This window comes from Streptomyces sp. NPDC026301, from assembly GCF_055567935.1.
Genome location: NZ_JBVHPN010000004.1, coordinates 121,762 through 147,452 on the forward strand (window position 1 = coordinate 121,762; position 25,691 = coordinate 147,452).

Sequence of the window (25,691 nt, forward strand, 5' to 3'; positions counted from 1 at the left end):
GGGGAGGGGGCCGAACCCCGGCGGTGGTCAGCACGCTCGTCGTGGCCGGGGGCCCCGGTACGGCGCTCAGCACGCCCGTCGTGCGGCCCTGCCGAGCGTGTCCACGTAGGCCCGCAGCAGGGGGCGGCCGGCCCCGTGGACGGGCAGCCGCGGCGCTCTCGACCGGTGCCACGGCAGCGGTCCGCCCGGGCCCGGATCGCCGAGCAGGGCCCCGGCCACGTACGCGCCGTGCGCCACGGACAGCGCCAGGCCGTGCCCGCAGCAGCCGCCGATGTACCAGACGTCGGGGCAGCCGGGGACCCGGCCGACCACCGGCAGGCCGTCCCCGGTCATGCCGATGCGCCCTGACCAGCGGTGGGTGACCGGCACCCCGGACAGCTCCGGGTGCAGCGACCCCACCCACCGCTCCAGCCAGGCCCAGGCCCGCTCGCGGACGGACTGAACCCGCCGCGCGCCGAGCCCGTCCGGAGCCAGGGCCGTACCGCCGCCCGCCACCAGCCCGCCGTCCGGGAGCAGCCGGAAGTACGGCGCCATCGGTACCGCGTCCACCACCGAGCACCCCGCACGGCCGCCCAGCGTTTCGTACGCCGTCGGGCTCAGGGGAGCGGTGGCGACGGCGTACACCTCCAGCGGGAGGACCGTGCCGACCGGCAGGTCCAGCGCCCCCGCGGCGGAGTTGACGGCCAGTACCGCCTGCCCGGCGTGCACGCTGCCGTGCGGGAAGAGCAGCTCGGGGCCGATCAGGTCCCCGGCGCGCGCCGACCGCAGCGGACTGTCCCCGTAGAACCGCACGCCCTTGGCGGCGCAGGCGCGGGCGAGGGCGCGGGTCAGCGCGGCCGGGTCGAGCGTGGCCGCGGGGCGGTGGAGCAGCCCCGCGCTGTAAGCCACGCCCACCCGGGCGCGGATCGCGCCCTGGGTGAGCACCGGCACGTCCAGGCCCAGCGCCCGGTACGCCTTGGCCTGCCGGGCGAGGGACACCAGGCCGGCGGGCGCGCGGGTCGCCATGAGCTGCTCGCCGGGCCGCAGCCCGCACTGCACGTCGAGCCGCGCGCACAGGTCCAGTACCTGATCCACCGCTTCGACGCTCGCCTGGTGCATACGGCGTGCGGTCGACCGGCCGAAGCGGCGCAGCGCCTGATCGACCGGCGGCCCCGCCCTCGGGCCCAGCAGACCGGTGCCCCGCCCGCTGGCCCCGGCGGCGGGCTGTTCCGCGTCGACCACGACGACGGTGAGCCCGGGCGCCCGGTCCGCGAGGTGATAGGCGCAGGCCAGCCCCGCGAGACCGGCCCCGACCACGGCCACGTCCGCCGTGACCACGCCGCGGAGCCGGGGGAGTGGTGGCAGCTCGGTGCCCGGCGCTCCGCGGTCCGCCGGCTCCCAGCAGGGCGTACCGGCCGGCGGCCGGCTCACCCGGCGCCGTCCGCCGCGGGCGCCCCGGCGAGGGACCGGAACCCCCGGTCGTGCCAGAGCAGCGGCCGCCCCGCGCCCACGTGCACGGCCGCCACCCGCCCGACGACCAGGTGGTGGTCGCCGTACCGGCGCACGTCCTCCACCAGACACACCGACCAGGCCAGGGACTTGGTGAACACCGGGACACCGAGCACGTCACAGGTGTCCGTACCGGCGAACCGCTGCGCCGCCGGAGTCGTCGGGCTCGCGAACCGGGCCGCCAGGTCGCGCTGTTCCTCCCGCAGCAGGTGGACCGCGAAGGCGCCGAAGGCGCGGACCGCGCCGAGCGTACGGGAGCCGTCGCGCAGGCAGGCCAGCAGCAGCGGTGGCCGGGCCGACACCGAAGTGGCGGCCGAGACGGTCATGCCGAGCGGGCCGTCCTCGCCCCTGGCCGTCACGACGGTCACCCCGGAGGCCAGCTTGGCGTACAGGGCCAGGCAGCGGGCGGCACCGGGGCCGGGCTCCTCGCGCAGCGGGTCCCACCGCGCACCGGCCGGTTCGTCGTCGCCCGCCCAGGGCCGCGGCACGCGTGCGGGGGCGGCGGTCGCCGCCTGCTCAGCCACGGGCCGCAGCCGCGCAGTCATCGAGCACCTCCGCGTCGACCAGGCCCGCGAGGATGCGGGCGATGTTGGTACGCAACGTGGACTCGGCCACCGGGTCGAGGATCTCCGCCAGGGTCGGGATGCCGAGGTCGAAGGAGGCGGTGAAGACGATCAGGGTGCCGTCGTCGGAGGCAGCACAACGCCAACTCCCTTCGAAGGTCTGGAAGTCGCCCTCGGTCTGCTCGAAGGTGAGGGTGAGCGTCTTCGGCGAGAACGTGTCCCGCTCCTGCCACCTCATCAGACCGCCGCGGAAGGAGACGACCCATTCCGAGACCACCGAGCCGTCGGGCAGCGGGGGCCCCACGTTGACCTCCCGTACGGTGTCGGTGAGTTCGGGGTACCGGCGGAAATCGGTGATCCTGTGGTAGGCGTCGGCCGGTGCCAGGCCGCGGGCGAGCGCGTGCAGGGATACATGGCGCATGGGTGTATCGCGTTCCTTTCCGTACGGGAGATCAGCCGGCCATCCGGGCCGCTGCGGTGTTCAGGGCCTCGGCGAGGGCGGTGAAGAACAGGTCGAGAGCGGCGCCGTCGACGAGCGCCGGCGGGGTCAGCCGCAGCACCCGGTTGGAGTTGAGGGAGTGGTTGACGAGCACGTCGTGCGCGATCAGTTCCAGCAGGAGTTCGCCGACCGCCCGCTCCTCGGCGAACTCGATGCCGATCAGCAGGCCCTTGCCGCGTACCTCACGGACCAGGCCGCCCTGATGAGGGGCGCACGCGGCACGGACCCCGGCGAGGATGCGCTCGCCGAGCGTCGCGGCGCGCGCCACGATCTGCTCCCGCTCCATCGTCTCGACGGTGGCGAGCGCGGCGGCGCAGGCGATCGGGGAGGCGCCGAAGGTGGAGGTGTGCAGGAACGGGTCGCGGCCGAACGGGGCGTACGCCTCCTCCGTGGCGGCCATCGCGGCGATCGGCACCACCCCGCCGCTGAGCCCCTTGCCCACCAGGAGCACGTCCGGGCGGACGTCCTCGGCGTCCACGCCCCACCACGTACCGAGCCGTCCCAGCCCCGTCTGGATCTCGTCCACGACGAGCAGCGCGCCGAACTCACGGCACAGCGCGGCCACTTCGGTCAGGTAGCCGGGCTCCGGGATGCGCACGCCGGCCTCGCCCTGCACCGGTTCCAGGATGACGCACGCCCGGTCGCGGCGGGCGGCCAGCGCCTGCTTGAGGTCGGCCGGGTCGCCGTGGGTGACCTGCGTGGTGTCCGGGAGCAGCGGTTCGAACGGCGCCTGGTACTTGGGGTTGGCTGTGACGCTGAGCGCGCCGAGCGTCTTGCCGTGGAAGCCGTGCCGGGTGGTGATGATCGCGTTGCGTCCGTGCGCGCGGGCCAGCTTGAGGGCGGCCTCGGTGGCCTCGGCGCCGGAGTTGACGAAGTGGACGTAGTCGAGCCCCGGCGGCGTGTGCGCGGCCAGGGCCTGGGCGGCGCGCGCCCCGACCGGTTCGAGGAAGACCCGGGTCGAGAGCGGGTGGGTGTCGATCTGGCGGTGCACGGCCTCGACGACGGCCGGGTGCCGGTGCCCGAGGATGAAGACGCCGTACCCGCCGAAGTCGAGGAACCGGCGACCGTCGTCCGCATACACCCAGGGGCCCTCTGACCGTACTTCGCCCATGCCGCCGAGCACCCAGCCCATGACCGCGCGGCCGGAGCCGACGTGCTTGCGGTACAGCTCGACGAGGTCGGAGCCGCGGGGCAGCGGCGCGGCAGGCGAGCCCTCCCGGGCCCGGGCCGCCGGTGCCGAGGGGGTCATGACGCCACCTCCGCGGGGGACGCGTCGGCCGGCCGCGCGCGATGCCGGCGCAGTACTCCGGAGCGGCCTTCGGCCCAGCTCTCCAGGTTGCGGACGAGCGCGGTGCGGATGTCGGCGTGGGCGGGGCGGCTGCCGCAGTCGGGACCGCCCAGAGAGGTGGCGAAGGGCAGCTCGCGCTGGAAGACCAGCAGCAGTTCCGCGTAGTACTGGAAGCGCCGGCGCATCGACTCGGGCAGCGAGGTGCCCTCCAGCATCGGCAGCAGCAGCCGGTGCACCGCCTCGACGGGGACGAGCCGCGGCCGGGCGGGCCGCGGCAGCCCGCGACGGACGGCGAACTCCTCGCAGGTGTCCGCGATTTCGCGGAGCAGCGGGGCCTCTTCGCCGGCCGTCAGCCAGTACTCGCCGCTGCCCACCCCGCCCCGGATCAGATCGCCGATGGCGCGGGTGACGACGTCCTGCGGGACCATGTCGATCCGCGCGTCGGGGGCGCCGGGCAGCACCGGCACCTGCCCCAGCACCATCGACCCGATCGCCTTGGTCAGGCCCTGCTGCCCGGCGATCCGCCCGGTGACGGAGTCGCCCATCACGACCGACGGACGCACGATGGCGCCGGGCACGCCGGAGGTACGCACCATCTGCTCGGCCGTGATCTTGGAGTCGAGGTAGGCGGCGGCGCCCGGGAAGCGCTGCCGGTCCTCCTCGGTCAGCGCGCTCGCCACGAACGCGGTGCTCACCAGGTACAGGGGCGCGTCGGCCCGCGCTGCCAGGTCGAGCATGGCCTGTGTGCCGAGGGTGTTGGTCCGCTCGATGTCCTTGGGCGGGGTGCGCCAGTTGGTCTCGGCGGCGGAGTGCAGCACCAGGTCCACGTCGAGGGCGAGCCGGTGGTACGCCACGGGGGTCAGGCCCAGGGAGGGCGCGAGCAGGTCGCCCTGGATCTCGCGCACCCGGGGATCGTGCAGCGGCCGGTTGCGGCGCAGGCAGACCAGGTCGAAGTCGGGGGACAGCTCGTCGATCAGGGCGCGCCCGAGCACTCCGGAGCCCCCGGTGAGCAACAGGGTGGGACGCGCGCGCGAGGCGGCGCGGGACGTGGGCGGGACGGCGGCAGGCAAGGGGTACTGCGGCATGGGTCGGATTCCTCCCGACAGGTGTCGGCTGTCGTGGTGTCGGTGGGTGGGTCAGGCGATGGGGCGGTGGATCAGGCGATGACGAGAGGCTGGTCGGCGAGGTAGTCGGCGAGTGGGCCGGTCATCCGGGCGCGGGACGGCGGGTGCAGGGCCAGTCCGTTGGCGCAGGCGGCCAGGTGGCCGACCTCGTCGGAGGTCATGAAGTTGAGGCCGCCGAGCAGTTCGACCGCGCGCGGCACGATGCCGGCGATGGTGTCCTGGCTGCTGTACCGGGTGTACAACGCAGCGGCCAACGCGGATTCGCCGAGATCGCCCTCGTCCACGCGGCGGGCGATGCCCTCCGCCGCGGCCATGGCGGCCTCGGTCTCGACGAGCAGCCGCACGCGGTCGTGGTCGGGGACCCGGTCGTTGAGCAGTACTCGTTCCACCAGGGCACTGGCGACGCCCAGGTAACTGCCCGTCATCAGCAGCTGGAACCAGACCAGTCCGGCCGTCTGGAGGTCGTCCAGCCGCGCTCCGGCGGGCGTCGCCGTCCGCAGCAGGAGATCCGGCGGTACGAGTACGTCGGTGAGGGTGACCTGCTCGCTCTCCGCACCGGCCAGGAAGGCGCTGGACCAGAAACCGCTGACGCTCAGCCCCTCGCTCTCGGCGGGCACCAGCGCCACCGCGAGCTCGTCGCCCTGCCCGTCCTCGCGGGGCACGACGACGCTGGCGGTCAGCATGTCCATGGAGCGGGCCAGGCTGCACGGGCGCTTGACCCCGTTCAGCCGTACGCCGTCCTCCGTCACCGTGGCGGTCATCGACGGGTCGAGGATGCCGGCGCCGCGGCGCCCCTCGGCGAAGCCGGAGGCGATGATGCGGTTGGTCGAAGCGGCGCCTTCGATCAGCATCCACTCCAGGCCGTCGCCCAGATCGCCGAGGCCGACCAGGGTGGCCATCGAGAAGTGGTGCATGGTGGTCGCCACGGCCAGCGACGGCGAGCGGCTGCCGATGGCCCGCTGCACCCGCAGTGCGTCCAGGGCGGTGGCGCCCCGGCCCTGGTGCGCCTCGGGGACCAGGAGCCCCGGGCCGCCGCTGTCCCGGAAGAGCCCGATGCCCGGGCTGCCCGGCCGCTCCAGCTCCATCAGCGGGATCTCCCGGAGGGCGGGGTCCAGGTCCGGCAACAGCTTGGCCAGCGTGGTGCGTTCACGCTCGAGAAATCTCATGGACGTGCGTCCTCCAGGGTGCGGGGTGGAATGAGCAGCCAGGGCCCTGTCAGGGCCCGTCCGTTCACAGGGCGTTGGCGGCGCGCATCAGCTGCCAGACGGCCCCGATGCGGGGCCTGCCCTTGAAGGCGATGTACTCCGGGATGACCGCGTGCGGCGCCCATTTCTCCTTGTATTCGAGCTGGGAGGCCGCGGGATAGATCGCCTGCCCGTGCTCCGCGAGGAAGCGCGCGAACCGGGCGAACGTGCGGCTGGCGCCGGTCACTTCGTGCTCCTCGGCCAGGCCGGTGAACGGCGTGAACCCGAAGTGCAGCCACCCGGCGCCGTCGGCCGTGAGGCGTTCGACGACGGTGGCGTTGAGCGCCTCCATCACGCCGGGCGGCGCTGCGGGCAGCCGCCGGCTGAGGTCGTGCAGCCACCCGGGACGGCTGCCGAAGACCGGTGAGTAATTGATGTAGCCGACCGCGGCGCCCTCGATCCGGCCGACGAAGAGCCGGCGGTGCCGTTGCAGGTCCCCGGTCCGCTGCCCGACGAGGAACCGCAGCTCCTTGACGTGCCGGCCCTTGTCCCGCAGCCAGTCGCGGTCGACCCGGTCCAGCTCGGCACAGTCGTCACCGACCCGGACCTCGGCCACCTCCAGACCCGCCCGCCGGGCACGTGAGATCTTGTTCCGCAGCCGGACGAAGCGCGAGCCGCGCAGTGTGAAGCGGGACAGGTCGACGGCGTACGAAGCACCGAGCTGGTTGACCGTGAAGCCGTGCTTCTCGTACAACTCGGCGTCCTGCCGCTGCAGTTGTACCGCGACCAGCCGTCGTCCCGCGTGCGCCACGAAGGAGTCGAGCAGCTGCGCCCGGTGCTCCGCCGCGGCGAACGGACCGCCGAATTGGAAAACGTACCGCCCGGACCGCAGATAGGCGCAGGTGCCGTCGAACCGGTCGTCGTGGAAATATTCGTTCCCGCTGTTCAGTGCGAGAAAAGCGCTGGGGTTGTCGCTGTATTCGGTGAGCGTGTCAAGTACCGACGGCATTCGTGCCCTCCAGCGGGGGTCGTGCGCCGCCGACGGTCGTGTCCGAGTACTGCTTCTTGAACGCCCGGTAGGCCGGGTTGGTGTGCGGCTCGAAGGTGACACCGAAGGGTTTCAGTGAATTCCCGAAAAGCGCCCGGTCGCCCATGAGATGGATGGGCAGCGCGAGCAGCGCCCATTCCGGCCCGGCGTACAGTGCCCACGCGCCGGCCAGCACACCCGCCGTGACCAGGCTGTGCATCACGTTGTATGCGACGTAGTAGCCACGCGCGATGCGCTTGTCCGCGCTGCGCCGGAAGGCGATGGCGCCGGGAATGTAACCGATGACGTCGATCGCCAGAAAAAAGCCCGCGAACACGCCCCAGCGAATCTCGGAAACATGCTGGTAGGCCAGCACGAGTGACGCTGCCAGAAAGGCCAGCCATTCGAGCCTGGAGAGTGCGAAGGTGGTTTTCGTCTCGAATCTGTTCTTGGCGTCCATGGGCGCTCCAAGAAGTGCTGGGAGGCCGCTGGTGCCCGGCATCGCCCGGCCCCAACTGAATGCCTTTTCACTCCTGGTTACGCACCGGTGTGTGCAACCCCTCATAAATGGAGGGGCGATCCGGACCACCGGCCGGCCGTGCCCGGCGGCGCAGCCAGGTCACGGCGGGGGAGGTGATCGCGGTGGTGGTGAGTGCCATCAGGACGAGCATGGTGAACAGGTCGGGGCCGATCACATGCAGCTCCAGGCCGATGTTGAGGATGACCAGTTCGGTCAGGCCGCGGCAGTTCATCAGCGCGCCCAGCGACAGGGCGCCCGGCCAGCGCTGCCCGCAGGCGCGGGCCGCGACGGCGCTGCCGCCCCACTTGCCGAGCACGGCGACGGCCAGCACGGCACCGGCCCACAGCCACTGCACCGGGTCGCCGACCAGCATGCCGACGTCGGTGTGCAGCCCGGTGTGCACGAAGAACAGCGGCAGCAGCAGCGGCACGGCGACGGCGCGCAGCCGGGTCGCGCAGCGCTCGACCTCAAGGGAGCCGCGAGGCGTCATCACACCGAAGACGAACGCACCGAACAGCGCGTGCACCCCGATCCTGTCGGTGGCGAACGCGGACAGACACAGCCCGGCGAAGAGCACGACGAGCACGAGACTGTCCCGGCCGGCGGTACCGGCGGGTTCGCGTGCGGACGCCGGGCGGGGCTTTGTCACCCGGGCCGCCCGCGCCGCCCACCGGGCCAGCACCGGCCGGACCACGTACAGCATGAAGGCGAAGAAGACCGCCGCCAGGGCCGCCGTGGTGACCGCGTCCAGCGGCGAGCCGCTGCGGGTGACGGCCACGACGACCGCCAGCAGACACCACGCGGTGACGTCGTCGATGGCCGCCGAGGTCATCGCCAGGGCGCCCAGCCGCGTCCCGTACAACCCGCGGTCGGTGAGGATGCGGGCGAGTACGGGAAAGGCCGTGATGCTCATGGCCACGGCGATGAACAGGATGAACGGCAGCCGGTGCGTGCCCTCGGGGGCGAGCGTGGAGTACATCGCGACCGCCAGCGCGGAGCCCAGCAGCAGCGGCAGGGCGATGCTCACCTGGCTCACGACGACGGCCGTACGGCCGTGCCCGCGCAGATTCCCCAGGTCCAGCTCCAGGCCGACCAGGAACATGAAGATCAGCAGCCCGAGCTGGCCGAGGGCCCCGGTGTAGGGGGCGACGGCCGGCGGGAAGAGCCACGCCTGCCCTTCGGGCCATAACCAGCCGAGCAGGGACGGGCCGAGCAGGATGCCGGTGGCGAGCTCGCCGACCACTGGCGGCTGCCCGAGGCGGCGGCAGAGCGCCGCCCCCGCCCGGCAGGCGACGATCACGACCGGAACGACGATCAGGAGGCCGGGCAGCGGGTCGGCGGCGGACGACACAGTCGACTCCTTCGGGTGGGGACGGGCGAGCCCGGCACGGCCGGACAGCCCCCGATGTCACTCTCTGCAACCTCCCAGCACCTGCCCGCCCGGCGCGCGGAGCCAAACGCCGGGCGCCCGCCCGGCAGGGGCACGCACGCGCAGACGGCGCATCCACCGACCGCCGCCACGCCCCCGAGGGCCGACCGGTGCCGCCGGGCGACAAACAACCCCTGATCCGGAAATGGCGGCTGAACACCCCTGTAATGCGGTTGAACTCCCCTGTAATAAGGAAAGAGTTGAGGTGTGGCGATTCCCTTGACAGCCTCAAAGGCGCTGCGCGCTTTGAGAGCAGAAGGTCTGACCGTGAAGCAGGTCGGCAACTGGCGCACGCACAACCGGAACCGGCAGGGACGCTGGGGGCCGGTACACGGAGTGATACTTCACCACACCGGCACCAGGGGTACCGAGCGGACCGTCGAGCTGTGCCGCGACGGCCGCCCCGGACTGCCGGGGCCGCTCTGCCACGCCGTCATCGACAAGCGGGGCGTGGTGTGGCTGGTGGGCTGGGGCCGTACGAACCACGCGGGCCTGGGCGACCCCGACGTGCTCGGCGCCGTGGTCTGCGAGCAGCCGCTCCCGGCCGACGACGAGGCCACGGTGGACGGCAACCCCTGCTTCTACGGCTTCGAGTGTGTGAACCTCGGGGATGGTTACGACCCGTGGCCCGCCGCGCAGGTGGACGCGATGGTACGGGCGTCGGCCGCCTTGCTCAAGGCGCACGGCTGGGGTCTCGACGGGGACACCTCCCTGATCGGGCACAAGGAGTGGCAGCCGGGGAAGCCCGACCCCCGGGGCCTGGATATGCGGGAACTCCGCCGACGGGTGGCGGCCATGATCCGCGGCGCCGCCGCACCCCCTGCCCCGCCGTCCCACGGCGGCGGTGGCGGCGGGGGAGGAGGGGCCCCACCCCCGCCTCCGCCCTCCCGTCCGACCCTCACCGACGTGGACTGGTGGGCAGATATCCCCACCAAGAGTGATAAACCATCACCAGGTGACTACACATGGTGGTAATCCGAGCACACTCACGTCATGAATCCTCCGGTCAGCCGGCGCCAAGTCCTCGCCACCGCAGGAGCCTTGGCAGTCGCCGGCGGAGCGTCGGCCGCAGCCGGGCTCGCCAGTACCACCTCCGGTGCCGCTCCCCACGGTGGCGGCGGGGGCGCGGCCGACTCCGCGGTACGGTCGGCGGCCCGTGACATCACCCGCTCCGCCGAAGACGGCACGATCCTCACCCCCACCTACCTCCAACTCCTCACCGACGACGTGCACATCGAGCCCAGAGGGCAGCGGATCGCGATCGTCGGCGCCGGCATGGCGGGTCTCGCCGCGGCGTACATCCTGCAGAAGGCCGGACACCAGGTCCGGGTGATCGACGCCCACCCGGACCGGATCGGCGGCCGCGTCCAGACCCTGCGCGACTGGCACCACCCCGCCGCCTACGCGGAAGCCGGCGCCCTGCGCATCCCCGGCACCCACACCCTCGTGACCGGCCTCGCCCGCCATCTCGGCGTGGGCCTGCGCCCGTTCGTCCGCGACGACGAGAGCCGGATCCTGCACGTCAACGGCGCCATGGCCTCCCGCGCCCAGTACCGACGCCACCCGCGCACCCTGAACAAGACCTTCGACGTCACCGACGACCGCACCGCCTCTGCCATGCTCGACGACGCCCTCGAACCCGTACGGGCCATGGTGAAGGGCGACAGCACGGACGGCTGGGCGCGCTTCCTCGACCAGTACGACTCATGGTCGCTGCAACGCTTCCTCACCGACCGGGCCGGGCTGACGGCCGGCGAACTCGACCTGCTGGACACCCTGGAGAGCGGCACCGCACGCCTCCCCCTCTCCCTGACCCACGCCCTCCTCACCACCACGGCTCTCCCTCCCGACACGCGGCAGTGGGAGATCCCCGGCGGCATGGACCACCTGCCCAAGGCCCTGGCCGACAAGCTCGACGAGGGGACGCTGCGCCCGGGCTGGCGGCTGACCGGCGTCGACTCCCGGCCGGCCAAGCTCCGCCTCGCGGTCGAGAAGACCGGAACGGGCCGGCCGGAGAATCTGGAGGCCGACCGCGTCATCATCACCGCACCGTTCCCCGCCCTCCGCTACGTCACCTTCACCCCCGACCTCTCCTACGGAAAACGGCGCGCCATGCAGGAACTCCGGCACGGCGCCGCGACCAATGTCCTGCTGGAATTCGACCAGCGCTGGTGGGGAACGGACGGCGGCGCCGACCTCTCCGACACCCCCCTGCGCCGCACCGTCTACCCCTCCCACCCCTCCGGCGACGGCGGTGTGGTCCTCGCCTCCGCCACCTCGGCCGACGACGCCGCCGTGTGGGACAGCATGCCGGGCAAGGCCCGCGCCGGACACGCACTGAAACTGATGACCGACCTGTACGGGGAGGACGTCGAGCGCTCGTACACGGGCCGCTGGGCATCCCCCTCCTGGGCCCGCAACGAGTACGCCTGCGGTGAAGCCGCCCGCTACGCCCCCGGCCAGGCCGTCGAACTGGGCCCCCACACCCGCACCCCGGAAGCCGACGGCCGCCTCTGGTTCGCCGGCGACCAGACCAGCACCCACTACCGCGCCTGGATCGAGGGCGCCCTGGAATCCGCCTGCCGGGTGGCGTACGGAATGGGGGTACGGCCTGCGACGGGAAGGCCCGGCAAGTGAGGACTGCTGGTCAAGTGAGGACTGCTTGGGAAGGCCCGGCAGGTGAGGAAGCGTGCGCGCGAGCGGCCGGACGATCAGCGGTCGTGATGAACGGTGCCGTCGTCGTCCATCGTGGGGTGGATCTTCATGGGTTCGTAGTCGTTGGCCTGGTCCGAGGGGCGGGGCGGTTCCGGCCCGTCCGGCCCCCACCTGACCAACCGCTCGATGCGGCAGACCCTGAACAGCCTGTCGCCCACCCGCAGTTCGTTGTCCCGCCCGGTGGCCTTGAACCGCTCGGCGGCCCGCGCGTACCGGGCTCGCTCATCGTCCCCGAGCTCGTAGAGGCGCGGCCAGACATCGGTCAGCGCGTCGTGGAGCAGCCGGCGTGCGTCGTGCGGCGTCGGCATGAGCGAGCCGCGCGGCCGCCAGCCCTTCCCGACCCGTTCGGCGATGCCGAAGCCGACGGGCAGCAGGGCGATGTCCGGGTGGGTGGTCGCCGCCCGCTCGGAGTCCTCACGCACGTCGGCGGGGTACCTGGCTCCGGCGTACGCGAAGTCCCGCAGGCCCAGTTTCAGGGCACCGGCCATGAGGCCGTCCTTACGGCCGGGGTCGAGGACGTGGCCGTCATCGCGTGAGGGCGGCTTGTGCGGGCCGGTCCAGGACCGATCGGCGGGCTCGGTGTCCGTCGGCCGCGGCGGCTCCAGCCCGTCCTCGCCGCTCCGGGCGAACTCGTCGGCGCGCACCACCCGGTAGCGCACGCCCAGTACCTCCAACTCGTCGACCCGCTCGCGTTCGAGGACGGCCACCGCCTTCAGCAGCTCACGGCGGACGGCCGGGTCATCGGTGTCTTCCAGAGCCCTGAACCACAGCTTCGAGTTGAGCCCGTCCCTGGCCTGCTGGGGCGTGCCGTCCGCCATCGGCCCCCGCAGCCGCCATTCGGTACCGGACGCGGAGTCCTGGGTGGCGATACCGAAGAGCGCCCCGCGGACGGCGATGTGCGGATAGCGGCAGGACGCCTGTACGGCATCGGCCTCGTTCACCCAGGCAACCGGGTCGTCCCGGCGCACCAGATCAGCGTGGAGCCGGTCGATCTGCTGCTTCCAGTCCTCTTTCATGCGCACATTTTGTGCTGCCGCAATGCGGCGGACCGGTCCTGATCCACAGAGGTGACCCGGTGGTGGCATGGGCCGTACGTGCTTGCGAATGCCTTAGCGCGCAGTCGAGTTCACGTGTACTCGAGCTTCATCTGGAAGCCGTCCACGGCGGGGTTGCTGATGTACGGCGGATCGGATGGATGCGGCTTGACGGACAGGCTGACGTTGTATGTGGTGCCGGGCTTCAGGGCGACGCCCACCGGATACTGGCAGCGGGAGGTGTCCGCGGTGTTCAGCCGGGACCAGGACCACGGCTCCTTACCGTTCGCGTAGACGACCCGGTCGCCGGCCGCGTCCTTCAGCCAGAGGTACACATCGATGTGTGTCTGCCTGTCCGAGCGCCACTGGGCGACCAGGTAGACCTTGTCGCCATCGCGCCGCCAGCAGGGCCGGGCCTCGACGCCCGGTACGGCGTCGATCGCGCGCCAGCTCGTGCACTCGTCCGCGGCGGAGCGCTTCTCCGACGGCGCGGACGAGGCCGTTGCCGGGCCGGCGGCCGGCGGGCCGACGGCCGACTCGGCGGACGCACCGCCCGACGAGGGGGAGGCCGGCGCGGAGCTGGACGCGCGCGTGGTGGACTGCGTCGGGTGGTGCTCGACGGCGTTGTCATTGCCGCACACCGCGCCCTCGTTGCACTGGGTGGTCTGGCCCGCGCAGCCGGTCATGGCGGCGAGGAGGAGAACGACCCCTGAGGCGACGCGGACGGTGTGATGACACCAGGGGCGACGGGACAAAGCAGGGTTTCCTTCCGTGTCCATAACGGGTACCGGCACCATTGCCCTCACGGCTTCTCGTCGCCGTCGTCCGACGTGGACACCTTGTTGTTGTTCCCGCACGTCGCCGAGTTGTTGCAGCGGTAGTCATTGCCGGAGTCGCCGCCCACGACGGTGATCGTCGCGGCGATGATCGCCCCTGCCGCGCCAATGCTGCCGACGGCGATCGCTACCTTCTGACCGGTGGTCAGCGCCATGCTGGTCTCCAGGAAGTGAGGACGGAGCCGACCCCGGCCGGCCGACGCGAACATGCGAGCGCGCGGTCAAGCGTTGCCGGCCCAGCGCAAAAGAGGGCCGATCCGATCAGGCTCCGCCCCCAACTGGCCTACAGAATATGACCGTCGTTCCCCGCGTGCCACATCCAGCCCATACGCACCACACCGCCGGCTCCGACTCCAGCCAGCCGCCGCCTCCCGCAGCAGCGCGCGGGAGGAGAAGGAAATCCGTGGCCGTCACCCGTTCGGATGCAGGTCCGGGCCATCGGGGTAGTCGGTGGTGTCGGGGGTGGGCGTTCCGGCGGTTCCTGCACGGCCGGGACGGGTCGCTGCTCGACAATGCACCTGGTACTCCAGGACAACAGACCGCGTCGACTCTGGAAAAGGTGACACCCGCTTATGGCCCGAACGGCCTCCGGACCACAGCCGTCCAGCCCCAGCTCCGGCCGCCACGGCAAGGCCGTCGGTATCTCCATCGCCGCCGCGGTCGGCGGTTTTCTCTTCGGCTTCGACTCCTCCGTCATCAATGGCGCGGTGGACTCCCTGAGCTCGCACTTCGAGCTCAACTCCTTCCTCTCCGGCTTCGTCGTCTCCATCGCGCTGCTGGGCTGCGCCGTCGGCGCCTGGTACGCGGGGCGGCTGGCCGACGGGTGGGGGCGGCGGAAGGTGATGATCCTCGGGGCGGCGATGTTCTTCATCAGCTCGACCGGCTCGGCCTTCGCCTTCTCCGTACCGGACCTGATGGTCTGGCGGGTGATCGGCGGGCTCGGCATCGGTATCGCGTCCGTGATCGCGCCCGCCTACATCTCGGAGGTGGCGCCGGCGAGCGGGCGCGGCGCGCTCGGGTCGCTGCAGCAGCTGGCGATCACCGTCGGGCAGCTGGTGGTGCTCAGCTCCAACAAGGGCCTGGCAGGAGCCGCGGGGGGCGCGTCGAACGAGCTGTGGCTGGACATGCCGGCCTGGCGCTGGATGTTCCTGGTCGGCGTGGTCCCGGCGCTGGTGTACGGCGTACTGGCGCTGCTGATCCCGGAATCCCCGCGCTACCTGGTCCTCAAGGGGCAGTACGACAAGGCCGCGGGCGTACTGGAGCGGGTGACCGGCGTCGCCGACCCGCAGGGGAAAGTACAGGAGATCCGGCAGACCCTGCACAAGGAGCACAAGAGCAGCTTCCAGGACATCCGCGGCCCCCGGATGGGGCTGCAGCCGCTGGTCTGGGTCGGCATCGTCATGGCCGCGTTCCAGCAGCTGGTGGGCATCAACGCGATCTTCTACTACTCCACCACGCTGTGGAAGTCGGTCGGATTCAGTGAGTCGAGCTCGTTCACGACGTCGGTGATCACCGCGGGGATCAATGTGGTGATGACCGTGGTCGCCATGCTGTTCGTGGACCGGGTCGGGCGCCGCCGGCTGCTCTCCATCGGCTCGGCCGGCATGTTCGTGGCGCTGCTGCTCACCGCGGTCGCCTTCTCGCAGCAGCGCGGCAGCGGTGCGGGCGTGACCCTGCCCAGCCCTTACGGGCCGCTGGCGCTCATCGGCGCCAACGCGTTCGTGGTGTTCTTCGCGCTCTCCTGGGGCCCGATCATGTGGGTCATGCTCGCCGAGATGTTCCCCAACCGGATGCGGGCGATGGCGCTGGCGATCGGCACCGCCTCGAACTGGATCTTCAACTTCATCGTCACCTTCGCCTTCGAGCCGATGACCCACAAGGTCGGCCTCTCCTGGCTCTACGGCGCCTTCGCCTTCTTCGCCTTCGCCTCCTTCTTCTTCGTGGAGCGGAAGATCCCCGAGACCAAGCAGCGGGAACTGGAATCCATGACCGGCGAGACGTACCGGCGGGAAACCACCGGGCGGACGTCGGCCCCGTAGCCTGCGGCGGCAACTTGCGCTGTCATGTAAGGGGCTCTGCATGTCACGGGAGAGCGGGAGCGCATGAACGATTCCGGACGACGGCAGCACGGCACGCGAGTACCGCACCACACGCGAGTACCGGTCAGCGATCCCACGCTGGGCATAGCGAGCGCCCCGCGTGCGTGGCAGGGGCAGCCGCGGCACCGGCTGGTCGCCATAGGGGACTCGCTCACCCAGGGGTTCCAGAGCGGGTCGATCTTCCACACCGATCTGTCCTTCCCCGCGATCATCGCCCACGAGATGGGCTGGAGCGATGCTTTCCGGTACCCCTCCTACAACGGGTACGGAGGGCTGCCGCTCAATATCGAGCTGCTGCTGCGCGACCTGGAAGCGCGCTACGGCCGGGACGTGGACTGGTGGGAGACGGCGCCCGCGCTCTTCCGGGTCCGCGGCTTCATGGACCGGGTCGAGGACTACTGGGAGCGCGGCCCGGGCACGGCGGTGCCGCGGACCCGGGTCGTCAACCACAACCTCGCGGCGTTCGGCTGGGATCTGCGGGACGCGCTGGAGAAGTCGGCCGACGTGTGCCGCGCGCGGATATCCGCGCCCAAGGACGATCTGGTGTACCAGATCGTGGAGAACGCCGGTGAGCGCGCCGCGCTGCGCGTCCTGCCCACCGAACCGCCGGAAGCCGGGGCCCTGTCGCAGCTCGGCGCGGCCAAGGCGCTCGGCGAGGAGGCCGGGGACACGGACCCGGAGCACGGCATAGAGACGCTGATCGTGTTCCTGGGGGCCAACAACGCACTGCGGGCGGTGACGGACCTGCGCGTGGTCTGGAGCGAGGAAGGCTACGACGATCTGAGGCGCAAGGGCGCCTTCACCGTCTGGCGGCCCGAGCACTTCGCCGCCGAACTGCGGGAGGTCGTCCGCGAGGTACGGGAGATCAAGGCGCGGCACGTCATATGGTGCACCGTGCCGCATGTGACGGTCGCGCCGCTCGCGCGCGGTGTCGGCGGCAAGACCGAGCCCGGGTCCGCCTACTTCCCGTACTACACCCGCCCCTGGATCAGCGACAGCGCCTTCGATCCGCGCCAGGACCCGCACATCACCGGCGACCAGGCGCGCGCCGTCGACCACGCCATCGACCAGTACAACGACGCGTTCACCGCGGAAGTGCGGCAGGCCCGGGAGGCGGGCCGGGACTGGTACCTGCTGGACACCGCGGGTCTTCTCGACCGGCTCGCCGCACGCCGCTATCTGGAGGACCCGCTCGCCCGCCCGGACTGGTGGCAGCCGTACCCGCTGCCGCCCGAACTGCAGGCCCTCACCCCGCCGCCCAACACCCACTTCCTCGCGAGTGACGGGGAACGGCGCTCCGACGGCGGCCTGTTCTCGCTGGACGGCGTCCATCCGACCACCGTCGCGTACGGGATCGTCGCCCAGGAGCTGATCAATGTGATGCGACGGGCGAACGTCGAGTTCCGGCACCCCGATGGAGTGACGCCCCGCCAGGACCCGGTCATGGTGGACTTCGACCGGCTCATCCGCCGCGACACGCTGATCAACCGGCCGCCGGGGAATGTGACACCGACGCTGAAGGTGATCGGCTGGGCGGACGAGGCGCTGGATCTCTTCCGGCGGGTGCTGCCGTTCGGTACCTGACGCTCACTGCTGAGCGGCCGGACCCGCCGTGTAAAGCGTGCTTGACACTCCTCCCTGTAAAGCTTACTTTCCATATATGCGAAACGAGGTCCGGCGGCTCCGTGCCGACCAGGGGCTGTCCCAGCAGGCTTTGGGGGCGGCGCTGGGGGTTTCCCGGCAGACGGTGAACGCCATCGAGCAGGGCCGGTACGACCCTTCCCTGCCACTGGCCATACGGATCGCCCGGCATTTCGAGCTGACCGTGGAGGAGATCTTTCATGTCGACGACGCGTAACACCCCGCGGGGCAACGGGCGCAGCGTGAGGCGGTGGAGCGTCCTGGCGCTGACCGTGGTCGTGGGCGCGGTGGAGTCGGTGCTCATGGCCATGCGCGGGAACGTCGCGATGGCCGTCACGCTGCCGGTCATCGTCATCGGCTATGGCCTGGCCGTGACGGTCCTCGCCCGGCGCAGCGATGTCGCCGCGCAGCTCAGCGGGCACGAAGAGGACGAACGCCGGCGCGCGATCAGCCGCGGGGCCTCCGCGGTGACGGGGAACGTCCTGGCCGTCGTCCTGCTCTGCGGTGCCGTCTACGAGGTGGCCCAGGGCGAGTCCGGCGGCCCCTTCACGTGGCTGTGCGCGGTCGGCGGCCTCACGTACGGCGCCGCCGCGGTCGCGTACACCCGCAAGGGCGTGCCGGCGGGCAGCTGACCACCGGGCCGAGGCCGAGGCCGCACCCGAGGCCGGGTCCGTGCCGCCGTTCGGAGCAGCCGGAGGTCGCCCGGGGCGGCCGGGCGTGAGGGGATGGGGGCGGTGGCGGGAGTCCGCCGCCGCGCCCGTTCGGCATGCGGCCGTCGTCGCGAACCAGGGAGGCAGCATGGGTGAGGAACGTACGGACCGGGACCCGCGGGAGGCGGGCATGGCACCGGCCCAGAAGCGCGAGCCCGCCAAGGACGAGAGGGACCGCAGCGCCGAGGAGGTGAACGCGGACCAGCCGTCCGTACGGGGGGAGAAGCCCCGGCCGGCACCGAAACGCGCCTCGAAGCCGGGGGAGCGACGCGCGCCTAAGCAGTCTTAGCAGACTCAGCAGACTCAGCGGACTCGGGAGCGGGTACGGGGACGCGCTTGCGCGGCCGGCCCCGCGTGGCGGCGAGGACCGCGCCCGCCAGCAGGACCGCCGCGCCCGCCGCCTGCACCGGACCGAAGGACTCGCCGAGGAACAGCGTGCCGCACACGGTGTTGACGACCGGGACGGTGAACATCATCAGCGAGGCGGAGGCCGGGCCCACCGCGCCCACGCCTCGGTAGTACAGGAGGTTGGCGACGGCCGCGGCGCCCAGCGCCAGGAAGCCCACGTTCAGCCAGAGGCCCGGCGGCAGTTCGCCCCAGCGCACGTCCGGCACGGCGGGCGCGGCCACCAGCCCCAGCAGGACGGCGCCCGCGCAGGTGGCGTACGTCGTGGCGCGCAGCGGGTCGGCACCGGCCAGTACTCGTGGCCCGGCGAGCGTGTACGCGGCCCAGCACGCCGCACTGAGGAGGAACAGCGCGTCCCCGGCGAGCCGCGACGGGCCCCCGTCCGTGCTGCCGCCCGCGCCCAGGAAGAAGATCACCGCACCGGCGAGGCCGAGCCCCAGCCCCGCCAGCCGTGCCCGCGACGCTCGCTCCCGCCCCGTGACCAGCAGGAACAGGCTGGTGAGCACGGGGCTCATGACGGGTATGAGAATGCCCGCGTCCAGCGACGGGGCGAGCGAAAGACCCCAGAAGAACACGCTGTTGTAGGCGAAGACCCCCAGTACACCCGCGAGCGCCGCCCGACCGCCGGCCCGCCGCGACACCTTCGCGCCCTGCCCCCGGGAGCCGAGGAGGAGCACCGCCACCAGCAGCGCCAGCGCGGCACCCCCGAAGCGCAGCAGCGCCGCCACCTCGTGCGGCACCTGCGCCACGACCGACTTGGAGCGACGGGCGGGGCCCGGGGCCGTCAGAGTCGGATCCATACCACTACCGGATCGTGCACCTCGGCCCTTCCGTCGTGCGTGACGTACTCGCCGACGTCACCGACGGCCGGTCCGGCGCGCTCCCGCTCTTCCCCGACCCCGTACTGACCGATCACGCGCTCGCGTACGCGCTCGCCCGGCTGCACGCCGCGCTCGCCGGCACCACCGACCCGCTGGTCCGCGACGAACGCCTGACCGCGGCCGTGACCGCGCTGGCCCGCCGCGGCGCCACCGCTGGGGCTTCGGCCGCGCTCGCCGCCCGTACGCCCAGCGACCGCGCCCGCCGGCAGGCCGCGCGCCGGGCGCGGGATCTGCTGGCGGAGGCGTACCTGGAGGCTGTACCCGCCGAGCGGCTGGCGGCGGCCGCCGGGTGCAGCCGGTTCGCGCTCTACCGGGCCTTCCGCGCCGAGTACGGCCTCGCGCCCAGCGACTACCAGCGCCAACTGCGGCTGCGCCGGGCCCGTTCGTTGCTGGCCGCCGGGACCACGCCCGCCGACGCCGCGGCCGCCACCGGCTTCGCCGACCAGGCGCACTTCAGCCGCTGGTTCCAGCGCGTCTACGGCGTGCCGCCCGGCGTGTTCCGGCGCGCACCGCTGGACGGGTGAACGGCGGCGGACACGCCCGGGAGCGGGTACCGAGGTCCGGGGGTGAGGGCCGGGGGCGGAAGGGCGCGGACCGAGGACCGGAGACCGAGGATTGGGCCGTTTGTCCGCGGTCATGTGGGTAGGCGGGGGCCGGTGGGAGCTTACGGTACGGACGGCGCGCGCACCGGCAAACTGTGCCCAGTGGGGCAAACCGGCAATAGGATGACGAAAGCGTGCCAGTCGTGGCGGTCACCCGCCCTCCGGACGGCACCCGCCCATGCCACCCGACCCGACGACGAGTACGCGGAGCCATGAAACACGGGCAGAACGAACGATCCAGGCAAGCGCGCAAGAGTACGCAGTCCGCCGGGTACGGATCGGGCAGCGTACGGACCGAGCGCATGGTGCGTACGCTGCTACGCCGACGCAAGCGCTCGGTGGCCCCCGAGGATGTCACCGTTGTCGACAAACCCCAGGTCAGACGGGCGGTTTCGGCCGCGGCCCTGGGCAACACGATGGAGTGGTTCGACTTCGGCGTCTACGCCTACGTCGCCCCCACTCTCGGCAAGGTCTTCTTCCCCTCCAGCTCGCCCGGCGCGCAGGTGATCTCCACCTTCGCCACGTTCGCCGCCGCCTTCCTCGTGCGCCCGCTCGGCGGCCTGGTCTTCGGGCCGCTGGGTGACCGCATCGGACGCCAGCGGGTGCTCGCCGCCACCATGATCATGATGGCGATCAGCACCTTCGCGGTCGGCTTCCTGCCGAGCTACGACGCCATCGGCCTGGCCGCGGCCATACTGCTGTTGCTCTGCCGGCTGGTGCAGGGCTTTTCGACCGGCGGCGAGTACGCGGGCGCCACGACGTACATCGCGGAGTACTCACCGGACCGCAAACGCGGCTTCCTCGGCAGCTGGCTCGACTTCGGCACCTTCGTCGGGTACTCCTTCGGCTCCGGCCTCGTCACCGTACTGACCGCCGTGCTCAGCGACGACCAGATGCTCTCCTGGGGCTGGCGCATCCCCTTCTACGTCGCCGGGCCGCTGGGCCTGATCGGCCTCTACATGCGGATGAAGCTGGAGGAGACCCCGGCCTTCCAGGAGGTCGAGGCCAAGCACAAGGAGGCGCAGCGGGACGGCTCCATGGAGGTCGACCCGGTCGAGCAGGCCCGGATGTCCGGCAAGGGCCGCCTGAAGGAGCTGTTCACGCACCACTGGGAGGCCATCCTCATCTGCATGGGCCTGGTGCTGCTCTACAACGTGACCAACTACATGGTCACCTCCTACCTGCCCACCTACATGACCACCACCCTCGGCGAACCGAGCCTGACGGCACAGCTCCTGGTCCTCGGCACGATGGTGCTGGTCGTCCTGACGATCACCACCGTCGGACGCTCCTCCGACCGCTTCGGACGCCGCCCCATGTTCCTGTGGGCGGGCGGGGCGATGGTCATCCTGGCGATCCCCGCGTTCCTGCTCATCAAGCAGGGCGGCATCCTGCTCCCCGCGATCGGCTGCGTGATCCTCGGCCTGCTCCTGGTCTGCTTCGCGGGCACCAGCGCCTCCACCCTGCCCGCGCTCTTCCCCACCCACCTGCGCTACGGCGGCCTGTCCGTCGCCTTCAACGTCTCCGTCTCGATCTTCGGCGGCACGACACCACTGGTCGCCTCGGCGCTGGTGGAGTCCACGAAGGACAAGTTGGTGCCCGCGTACTACCTGATGGCGGCCGGCATCATCGGCGTCATCTCGGCCATCTTCCTCCACGAGACGGCGGGCAAGCCGCTGCGCGGCTCCTCGCACATGGTCGAGAACGAGCAACAGGCCCGCCAACTCGTCGCCCACAGCCGCACCCGAGCCGGCCGCCGCGCCCGCGACGTCTGGATCGGCCTCCGCCATGGCCGCTTGCCGCGGCACCACGGCCGGAAGGACGACGAGTAGCCGCCCTCGTTCCGACGCCCCGTGTGCCCCTGGCCCCTACCCGGCCGGGGCACACGTGTCAGCGGGGCCGGGCATGCGTAGGGCCGGGACGGTCGGGCAGGGTAGTTGACTGCCGGTCAGGAAAGCGCCGTGGTCGGCCGGGCGGTACGGCCGGTGGGGCCTTAGCGGCCGTACCGCACGCGCCAGCAGGGAAAGTGAGTGGGAATTGATTACGCGGCGGCGTCTTCTTGCACTGTCGGGCGGGGCTCTTGTGGCCGCGGGATGCACCAACGGTGAGCAACGGCCCGCGGGGCAGGTCAGCCACCGCTCGGCCGGCGGAGGCAGCGCCGACGGTCCGCGCGGCGTACTGGGAGCGAACTTCAACGAGGACCCGGACAGCGTGACGTTCGATGAACTGGGCGATCTCTCCGCGAGCTGGCTCCGAGGGTTCGTGCCGATGCCCGAGGTCGGGGAAGACGCCTCTCGGCAGCGGGCCGTCTCGAAGCTCCTGGCTGCCCACAAGCGTGGCTACGGCACGGTGCTCTCGCTGAAGTTCCCGTACAACCACCGGGCGATACCCCGGCCGGACGGCCCCGAAATGGCCACGGAACTCGACCGGGTCGACAAGGTCCTGCACACCGTGCTCGACACCGTCGACGTTCTCGCCATCGGCAACGAGCCGTTCATCGAGAGCCTTCCGCGGGACCGCGACTCCGGCGCGCTGAACGCGTTCTACGAGAAGGTCGCGGCGCACGTCATCACCTACCGGAAGAAGCACTTCCCCGACGGCTGCCGGACCCGCCTCTACATGGGCGCGCTCAACTTCCTCGACCAGCCCGACAAGCGGGCCAGGGCCACCGATCGCTGGCTGTCCTTCACGCGCGCCACGCGGGAGATCGAGGGCGTGGACATCCACCCCCATGTGAACGCCCCGGAGGGCATCCAGGCGTACCTCGACTACGTGCTTCCCCGGCTCCGGAAGGACCAGAAGTTCCTGGTCACCGAGTTCTCACTGGTACAGCTGTGGAAGCTGCACCTGAACGACACCGTTCCCGCCCCGTACGCGCGCCGCTACCACCTTCCGCCGGACACCCGGGTGTGGCAGGTGATCAAGCAAGCCCTCGCGCATCCCGTGCCGGAGGAGCGGTGGCGCGACTTCCTCTCCATGAGCCCCTGGTTCGAGAGCCACAAGCACTTCCTGCGGAACCAGGTGGGCCGGCTCCGGGGCACGGGGCGCCTGGCCGTGGCGACCTACGGCGTCACCCAAGCAGCCGCCATGGCACAGGACTTCGGGCCGCAGAAGGATCCCTGGCTGCTGAACAGCCTCTACGCCAACCGCACCGTCGAGCGGCCTGACGACGGTCTGCCCGCCCACAACTACGGGTTCTTCGACGACTTCCGTGCCCTCCAGCGGCCGGAGGACCGGCGGCCTGTGCGAACGGGGAAGACCGCCACCTGAGGCAGCCGGCCGCTCAGCCGGCCGTGACGCGGATCTTGGACTGGCCGTGCCCTCTCGTCTCCCAGTCGTCCATGAAGCGGGCCTTCAGGCCGTGCTTCGCGGCGAGGGCGATGAGGGTTTCGGTGCGGTAGTAGAAGTCCTCGCGGAGGACCTGGTGTTCGGCGCCCGTGGTGCGGTCGAAGGTGAAGTCGAAGAAGCCGCCGGGGGCCAGGATGCGGCCGACGTGCGCGAGGCACTCCTCGATGATCTCGATGGGGGAGTGCGAGAAGACGCTGTGCGCGTGCACGACGTCGAAGTGGGCGTCCGGGAGGAAGTCCAGGGTGAGGTCCTGGGTGATGGTCAGGTGCGGGACCTTGCCCTGGAGGCCCTGGGCGGTCAGCGTCTGCTTCGCGGCGATGAGGATGTCGGGGGAGATGTCGATGCCGTAGTAGTTGCCGGCGTCGAGGTACTCGATGAAGTGCCAGCCGGCGCGGAGGTTCCCGCAGCCGATGTCGAGCATCCGGGACTCCGGCTTCAGGCCGTGCTCACGGAGGTAGTCGAACTGCATCTTCCCGAGCGCGAGCCACCGGTCGTGCGTCTGGCTGCCGACGGCGGCCTCGGGGTTGCGGCGGGTGTCGGAGGCCATGACGGCGCGGTAGTAACCGACGTGGTCCGGGTGCTTGAAGGCCAGCCAGCGGTCCCGGGCCGCGCGCTTGACGTACGGGGCGATGCGGTGCGGGTGGCCTATGGCGTACCGGACCTTGTGGGCGAGGGCGGCGCGGTTGGCGACCAGGTTCTTCTTCGTGGCCATGTGTACTCCAACGTCCAACGTGAGGCGAAGATCGTCGTGGACTATACATGGCATGTATAAACGGAGTGTATAGATGGTCAGAGTGCGGGTGGTCAGGGTGCGGGTGCGCTCATGGGGAGGGGGCGAGGAGTCGGCGGGGGCCGGCCGCGGCCCCCGCCGGGTCTGTCAGAGCAGGCGGCTGATGGTGGGCATCAGGTCCTGGAAGGTGCGGCCCGTGGCCGGTTCGCCGAGGGCGGCCATCTTCCAGGCGGTGCCGGAGCGGTAGACCTTGGCCATGATCTGGGCGGTGTGCCGGCCGCCGCCGGTGAGGGTGTAGCGGGCCAGTTCCTCGCCGGTGCTCTCGTCGATGAGCCGGCAGTATGCGTTCTGCACTTCTTCGAAGGTCTGGCCGGTGAAGGAGTTCACCGTGAAGATGATCTGGTCGACGTTGGCGGGGACGCGCCGGAGGTCGACCGCGATGGATTCGTCGTCACCCTGGCCCGTACCGCCGACGAGGTTGTCCCCGCTGTGCTGCACGGAACCGTCGTTGCTGGTCAGGTGCTGGAAGAAGACGACGTCCACGCCCTGGCCCGCGGCGAAGAGCACCGCCGAGGCGTCCAGATCGATCTCCCGGGTGCCGGCCAGCTTGGCGAAAAAGCCCTTGCGCTGGGCGGCCTGCCAGCCCAGACCCATGCGCACCACGCTGAGCGTGCCGCCGTCGGACTTGCTCAGGCTGATCTGCTGACCCTTGTTCAGGTTCACGGACATACGGAGAAGCCTCGCTCGTGTCGGGGCCCGGCGGTAGGTGAAGCCAGGTCGGAATCTTCGGTATCTACAGCAGTGTAGAGATCCGAACGGCGGCGTCCCGGCGCGCAAGGCCGCGGCCGCGCCAGGCGGGCCGGGCTACCCTTCAGGGCCCACCGTCAATACGTATGAGGAGTGTTCGCAGTGAGCCACCCCGGGCCGCCGCCGCAGCAGCCGTACGGCTACCCGCCCCAGCAGCCGCCGACTCAGCAGCAGGCGTACGGATATCCGCCCCAGCAGCAGGCGTACGGGTATCCGCCCCAGCAGCAGCCGTACGGGGCCCCCTACCCGCCGCCCCAGCAAGCCGGGTTTCCGTACGCGCCGCAGCATCCTCCGTATGCCGGCTGGTTGCAGCGTGCGGGCGCGTTCCTGCTCGACATTCTGATCAACTTCGGGCCGGTGTGGGCGCTGGTGGGCATCGGGACCTCCATCGACGAGCGCTCGGGCGAAAGCGGCGAGGTCTTCGCGACCATCGTGTCCTGGGTCGGCATCCTGGCGATGATCGTGGCCGTGGTCCTGCAGCTGCGGAGCGAGGGCCGGACCGGGCAGACCGTGGGCAAGAAGGTCCTCGGTATCCGGGCCATCCGCGAGCGTGATGGCCAGATGCTCGGCGTCGGGCTGGCGCTCGGCCGCCGGCTGCTCCAGTTCCTCAACAACGTGGTGTTCGGGCTCGGTTGGTGGTGGGCCATCTGGGACGTCAGGAGCCAGACGTTCGCCGACAAGATCACCAGTGTGGTCGTCGTCCGCGCCGACGCCGCACCGGCGCCTGGGCCCGCCGGCCCCTGGCAATAGCCCGCCTGCGG

26 protein-coding genes are annotated in these 25,691 nt (G+C 71.4%); 11 read left to right on the forward strand and 15 right to left on the reverse strand.

The features are described 5' to 3' along the window. Nucleotides 1–66: 66 nt before the first annotated feature. The 9 genes from ACZ4MH_RS08440 to ACZ4MH_RS08480 form a co-directional block, all read right to left on the reverse strand. Nucleotides 67–1,410: an NAD(P)/FAD-dependent oxidoreductase gene (locus ACZ4MH_RS08440; protein ID WP_351599043.1), complete on the reverse strand. Its 1,344-nt coding sequence runs from the start codon at nucleotides 1,408–1,410 to the stop codon at nucleotides 67–69. After that, on the reverse strand, nucleotides 1,407–2,033 hold the full coding sequence (locus tag ACZ4MH_RS08445) for a flavin reductase family protein (RefSeq protein WP_351599041.1): 627 nt from the start codon (nucleotides 2,031–2,033) through the stop codon (nucleotides 1,407–1,409). Before ACZ4MH_RS08445 ends, ACZ4MH_RS08440 begins: the two co-directional genes overlap by 4 nt. Further along, nucleotides 2,005–2,472, reverse strand: a complete 468-nt coding sequence (locus tag ACZ4MH_RS08450) for a type II toxin-antitoxin system RatA family toxin (RefSeq protein WP_351599039.1) — start codon at nucleotides 2,470–2,472, stop codon at nucleotides 2,005–2,007. The genes ACZ4MH_RS08445 and ACZ4MH_RS08450 overlap by 29 nt, the downstream gene beginning before the upstream one ends. Before the next feature lie 31 nt (nucleotides 2,473–2,503). Continuing rightward, nucleotides 2,504–3,799: an aspartate aminotransferase family protein gene (locus tag ACZ4MH_RS08455; RefSeq protein ID WP_351599037.1), complete on the reverse strand. Its 1,296-nt coding sequence runs from the start codon at nucleotides 3,797–3,799 to the stop codon at nucleotides 2,504–2,506. After that, on the reverse strand, nucleotides 3,796–4,923 hold the full coding sequence (locus ACZ4MH_RS08460) for an SDR family oxidoreductase (protein ID WP_351599035.1): 1,128 nt from the start codon (nucleotides 4,921–4,923) through the stop codon (nucleotides 3,796–3,798). Before ACZ4MH_RS08460 ends, ACZ4MH_RS08455 begins: the two co-directional genes overlap by 4 nt. Before the next feature lie 71 nt (nucleotides 4,924–4,994). Beyond that, the gene (locus ACZ4MH_RS08465; protein ID WP_351599033.1) at nucleotides 4,995–6,128 is read right to left on the reverse strand and encodes an acyl-CoA dehydrogenase family protein; all 1,134 of its coding nucleotides are present in this window, start codon (nucleotides 6,126–6,128) and stop codon (nucleotides 4,995–4,997) included. A 64-nt stretch (nucleotides 6,129–6,192) separates the two neighbouring features. Further along, complete coding sequence (locus ACZ4MH_RS08470; RefSeq protein ID WP_351599031.1) at nucleotides 6,193–7,155, reverse strand: bifunctional lysylphosphatidylglycerol flippase/synthetase MprF; 963 nt, start codon at nucleotides 7,153–7,155, stop codon at nucleotides 6,193–6,195. Beyond that, a complete protein-coding gene (locus ACZ4MH_RS08475; protein ID WP_351599029.1) occupies nucleotides 7,139–7,633 on the reverse strand; it encodes a hypothetical protein in 495 nt (164 codons plus the stop codon). Before ACZ4MH_RS08475 ends, ACZ4MH_RS08470 begins: the two co-directional genes overlap by 17 nt. A gap of 67 nt (nucleotides 7,634–7,700) precedes the next feature. After that, the gene (locus tag ACZ4MH_RS08480) at nucleotides 7,701–9,044 is read right to left on the reverse strand and encodes a cation:proton antiporter (protein WP_351599027.1); all 1,344 of its coding nucleotides are present in this window, start codon (nucleotides 9,042–9,044) and stop codon (nucleotides 7,701–7,703) included. A 414-nt stretch (nucleotides 9,045–9,458) separates the two neighbouring features. Here ACZ4MH_RS08480 and ACZ4MH_RS08485 point away from each other — a divergent pair, with 414 nt between their 5' ends. Both ACZ4MH_RS08485 and ACZ4MH_RS08490 read left to right on the forward strand, forming a co-directional pair. Further along, entirely contained in the window at nucleotides 9,459–10,097 is a 639-nt protein-coding gene (locus tag ACZ4MH_RS08485) for an N-acetylmuramoyl-L-alanine amidase (protein ID WP_467754417.1), read from the forward strand. Between the two features lie 18 nt (nucleotides 10,098–10,115). Next, nucleotides 10,116–11,759, forward strand: coding sequence for a flavin monoamine oxidase family protein (locus ACZ4MH_RS08490; RefSeq protein WP_351599023.1), 1,644 nt, complete (start codon nucleotides 10,116–10,118; stop codon nucleotides 11,757–11,759). A 74-nt stretch (nucleotides 11,760–11,833) separates the two neighbouring features. Here the strand turns inward: ACZ4MH_RS08490 and ACZ4MH_RS08495 are convergent, their stop codons facing one another. From ACZ4MH_RS08495 to ACZ4MH_RS08505, 3 genes are all read right to left on the reverse strand, one after another. Then, nucleotides 11,834–12,853, reverse strand: a complete 1,020-nt coding sequence (locus tag ACZ4MH_RS08495) for a DUF5954 family protein (RefSeq protein WP_351599021.1) — start codon at nucleotides 12,851–12,853, stop codon at nucleotides 11,834–11,836. A gap of 110 nt (nucleotides 12,854–12,963) precedes the next feature. Further along, nucleotides 12,964–13,626, reverse strand: a complete 663-nt coding sequence (locus tag ACZ4MH_RS08500; RefSeq protein WP_351599019.1) for a hypothetical protein — start codon at nucleotides 13,624–13,626, stop codon at nucleotides 12,964–12,966. 47 nt (nucleotides 13,627–13,673) lie between these two features. After that, the gene (locus tag ACZ4MH_RS08505; protein ID WP_351599017.1) at nucleotides 13,674–13,862 is read right to left on the reverse strand and encodes a hypothetical protein; all 189 of its coding nucleotides are present in this window, start codon (nucleotides 13,860–13,862) and stop codon (nucleotides 13,674–13,676) included. A gap of 417 nt (nucleotides 13,863–14,279) precedes the next feature. Between ACZ4MH_RS08505 and ACZ4MH_RS08510 the strand changes: the two genes are divergently transcribed. The 5 genes from ACZ4MH_RS08510 (at nucleotide 14,280) to ACZ4MH_RS08530 (ending at nucleotide 18,446) form a co-directional block, all read left to right on the forward strand. After that, on the forward strand, nucleotides 14,280–15,746 hold the full coding sequence (locus ACZ4MH_RS08510) for a sugar porter family MFS transporter (protein WP_351599015.1): 1,467 nt from the start codon (nucleotides 14,280–14,282) through the stop codon (nucleotides 15,744–15,746). A gap of 63 nt (nucleotides 15,747–15,809) precedes the next feature. Then, nucleotides 15,810–17,390 (forward strand): SGNH/GDSL hydrolase family protein, encoded by a 1,581-nt coding sequence (locus ACZ4MH_RS08515; RefSeq protein ID WP_351599013.1) that lies wholly within the window; start codon nucleotides 15,810–15,812, stop codon nucleotides 17,388–17,390. 76 nt (nucleotides 17,391–17,466) lie between these two features. Beyond that, the gene (locus ACZ4MH_RS08520) at nucleotides 17,467–17,664 is read left to right on the forward strand and encodes a helix-turn-helix transcriptional regulator (RefSeq protein ID WP_351599011.1); all 198 of its coding nucleotides are present in this window, start codon (nucleotides 17,467–17,469) and stop codon (nucleotides 17,662–17,664) included. Then, complete coding sequence (locus ACZ4MH_RS08525; protein WP_351599009.1) at nucleotides 17,648–18,079, forward strand: hypothetical protein; 432 nt, start codon at nucleotides 17,648–17,650, stop codon at nucleotides 18,077–18,079. The genes ACZ4MH_RS08520 and ACZ4MH_RS08525 overlap by 17 nt, the downstream gene beginning before the upstream one ends. A 166-nt stretch (nucleotides 18,080–18,245) precedes the next feature. Next, the gene (locus tag ACZ4MH_RS08530; protein ID WP_351599007.1) at nucleotides 18,246–18,446 is read left to right on the forward strand and encodes a hypothetical protein; all 201 of its coding nucleotides are present in this window, start codon (nucleotides 18,246–18,248) and stop codon (nucleotides 18,444–18,446) included. Here the strand turns inward: ACZ4MH_RS08530 and ACZ4MH_RS08535 are convergent. Further along, nucleotides 18,433–19,362 (reverse strand): DMT family transporter, encoded by a 930-nt coding sequence (locus tag ACZ4MH_RS08535; protein ID WP_351599005.1) that lies wholly within the window; start codon nucleotides 19,360–19,362, stop codon nucleotides 18,433–18,435. The two genes, ACZ4MH_RS08530 and ACZ4MH_RS08535, sit on opposite strands and share 14 nt — an antisense overlap. A 35-nt stretch (nucleotides 19,363–19,397) precedes the next feature. Here ACZ4MH_RS08535 and ACZ4MH_RS08540 point away from each other — a divergent pair, with 35 nt between their 5' ends. From ACZ4MH_RS08540 to ACZ4MH_RS08550, 3 genes are all read left to right on the forward strand, one after another. Beyond that, a complete protein-coding gene (locus ACZ4MH_RS08540) occupies nucleotides 19,398–19,967 on the forward strand; it encodes a helix-turn-helix transcriptional regulator (protein WP_467754418.1) in 570 nt (189 codons plus the stop codon). A 380-nt stretch (nucleotides 19,968–20,347) separates the two neighbouring features. Beyond that, nucleotides 20,348–21,877, forward strand: a complete 1,530-nt coding sequence (proP, locus tag ACZ4MH_RS08545; RefSeq protein WP_351601991.1) for a glycine betaine/L-proline transporter ProP — start codon at nucleotides 20,348–20,350, stop codon at nucleotides 21,875–21,877. A gap of 379 nt (nucleotides 21,878–22,256) precedes the next feature. Continuing rightward, the gene (locus ACZ4MH_RS08550) at nucleotides 22,257–23,315 is read left to right on the forward strand and encodes a hypothetical protein (protein WP_351601994.1); all 1,059 of its coding nucleotides are present in this window, start codon (nucleotides 22,257–22,259) and stop codon (nucleotides 23,313–23,315) included. 13 nt (nucleotides 23,316–23,328) lie between these two features. Here the strand turns inward: ACZ4MH_RS08550 and ACZ4MH_RS08555 are convergent, their stop codons facing one another. Together ACZ4MH_RS08555 and ACZ4MH_RS08560 are read right to left on the reverse strand one after the other, a co-directional pair. Next, nucleotides 23,329–24,105 (reverse strand): class I SAM-dependent methyltransferase, encoded by a 777-nt coding sequence (locus ACZ4MH_RS08555; protein WP_351601997.1) that lies wholly within the window; start codon nucleotides 24,103–24,105, stop codon nucleotides 23,329–23,331. A 165-nt stretch (nucleotides 24,106–24,270) separates the two neighbouring features. Further along, nucleotides 24,271–24,852 (reverse strand): TerD family protein, encoded by a 582-nt coding sequence (locus tag ACZ4MH_RS08560; RefSeq protein ID WP_351602198.1) that lies wholly within the window; start codon nucleotides 24,850–24,852, stop codon nucleotides 24,271–24,273. A 180-nt stretch (nucleotides 24,853–25,032) separates the two neighbouring features. On the opposite strand from ACZ4MH_RS08560, the gene ACZ4MH_RS08565 reads away from it, so the two are divergent. Continuing rightward, complete coding sequence (locus ACZ4MH_RS08565) at nucleotides 25,033–25,680, forward strand: RDD family protein (protein WP_351602195.1); 648 nt, start codon at nucleotides 25,033–25,035, stop codon at nucleotides 25,678–25,680. Nucleotides 25,681–25,691: the final 11 nt, after the last annotated feature.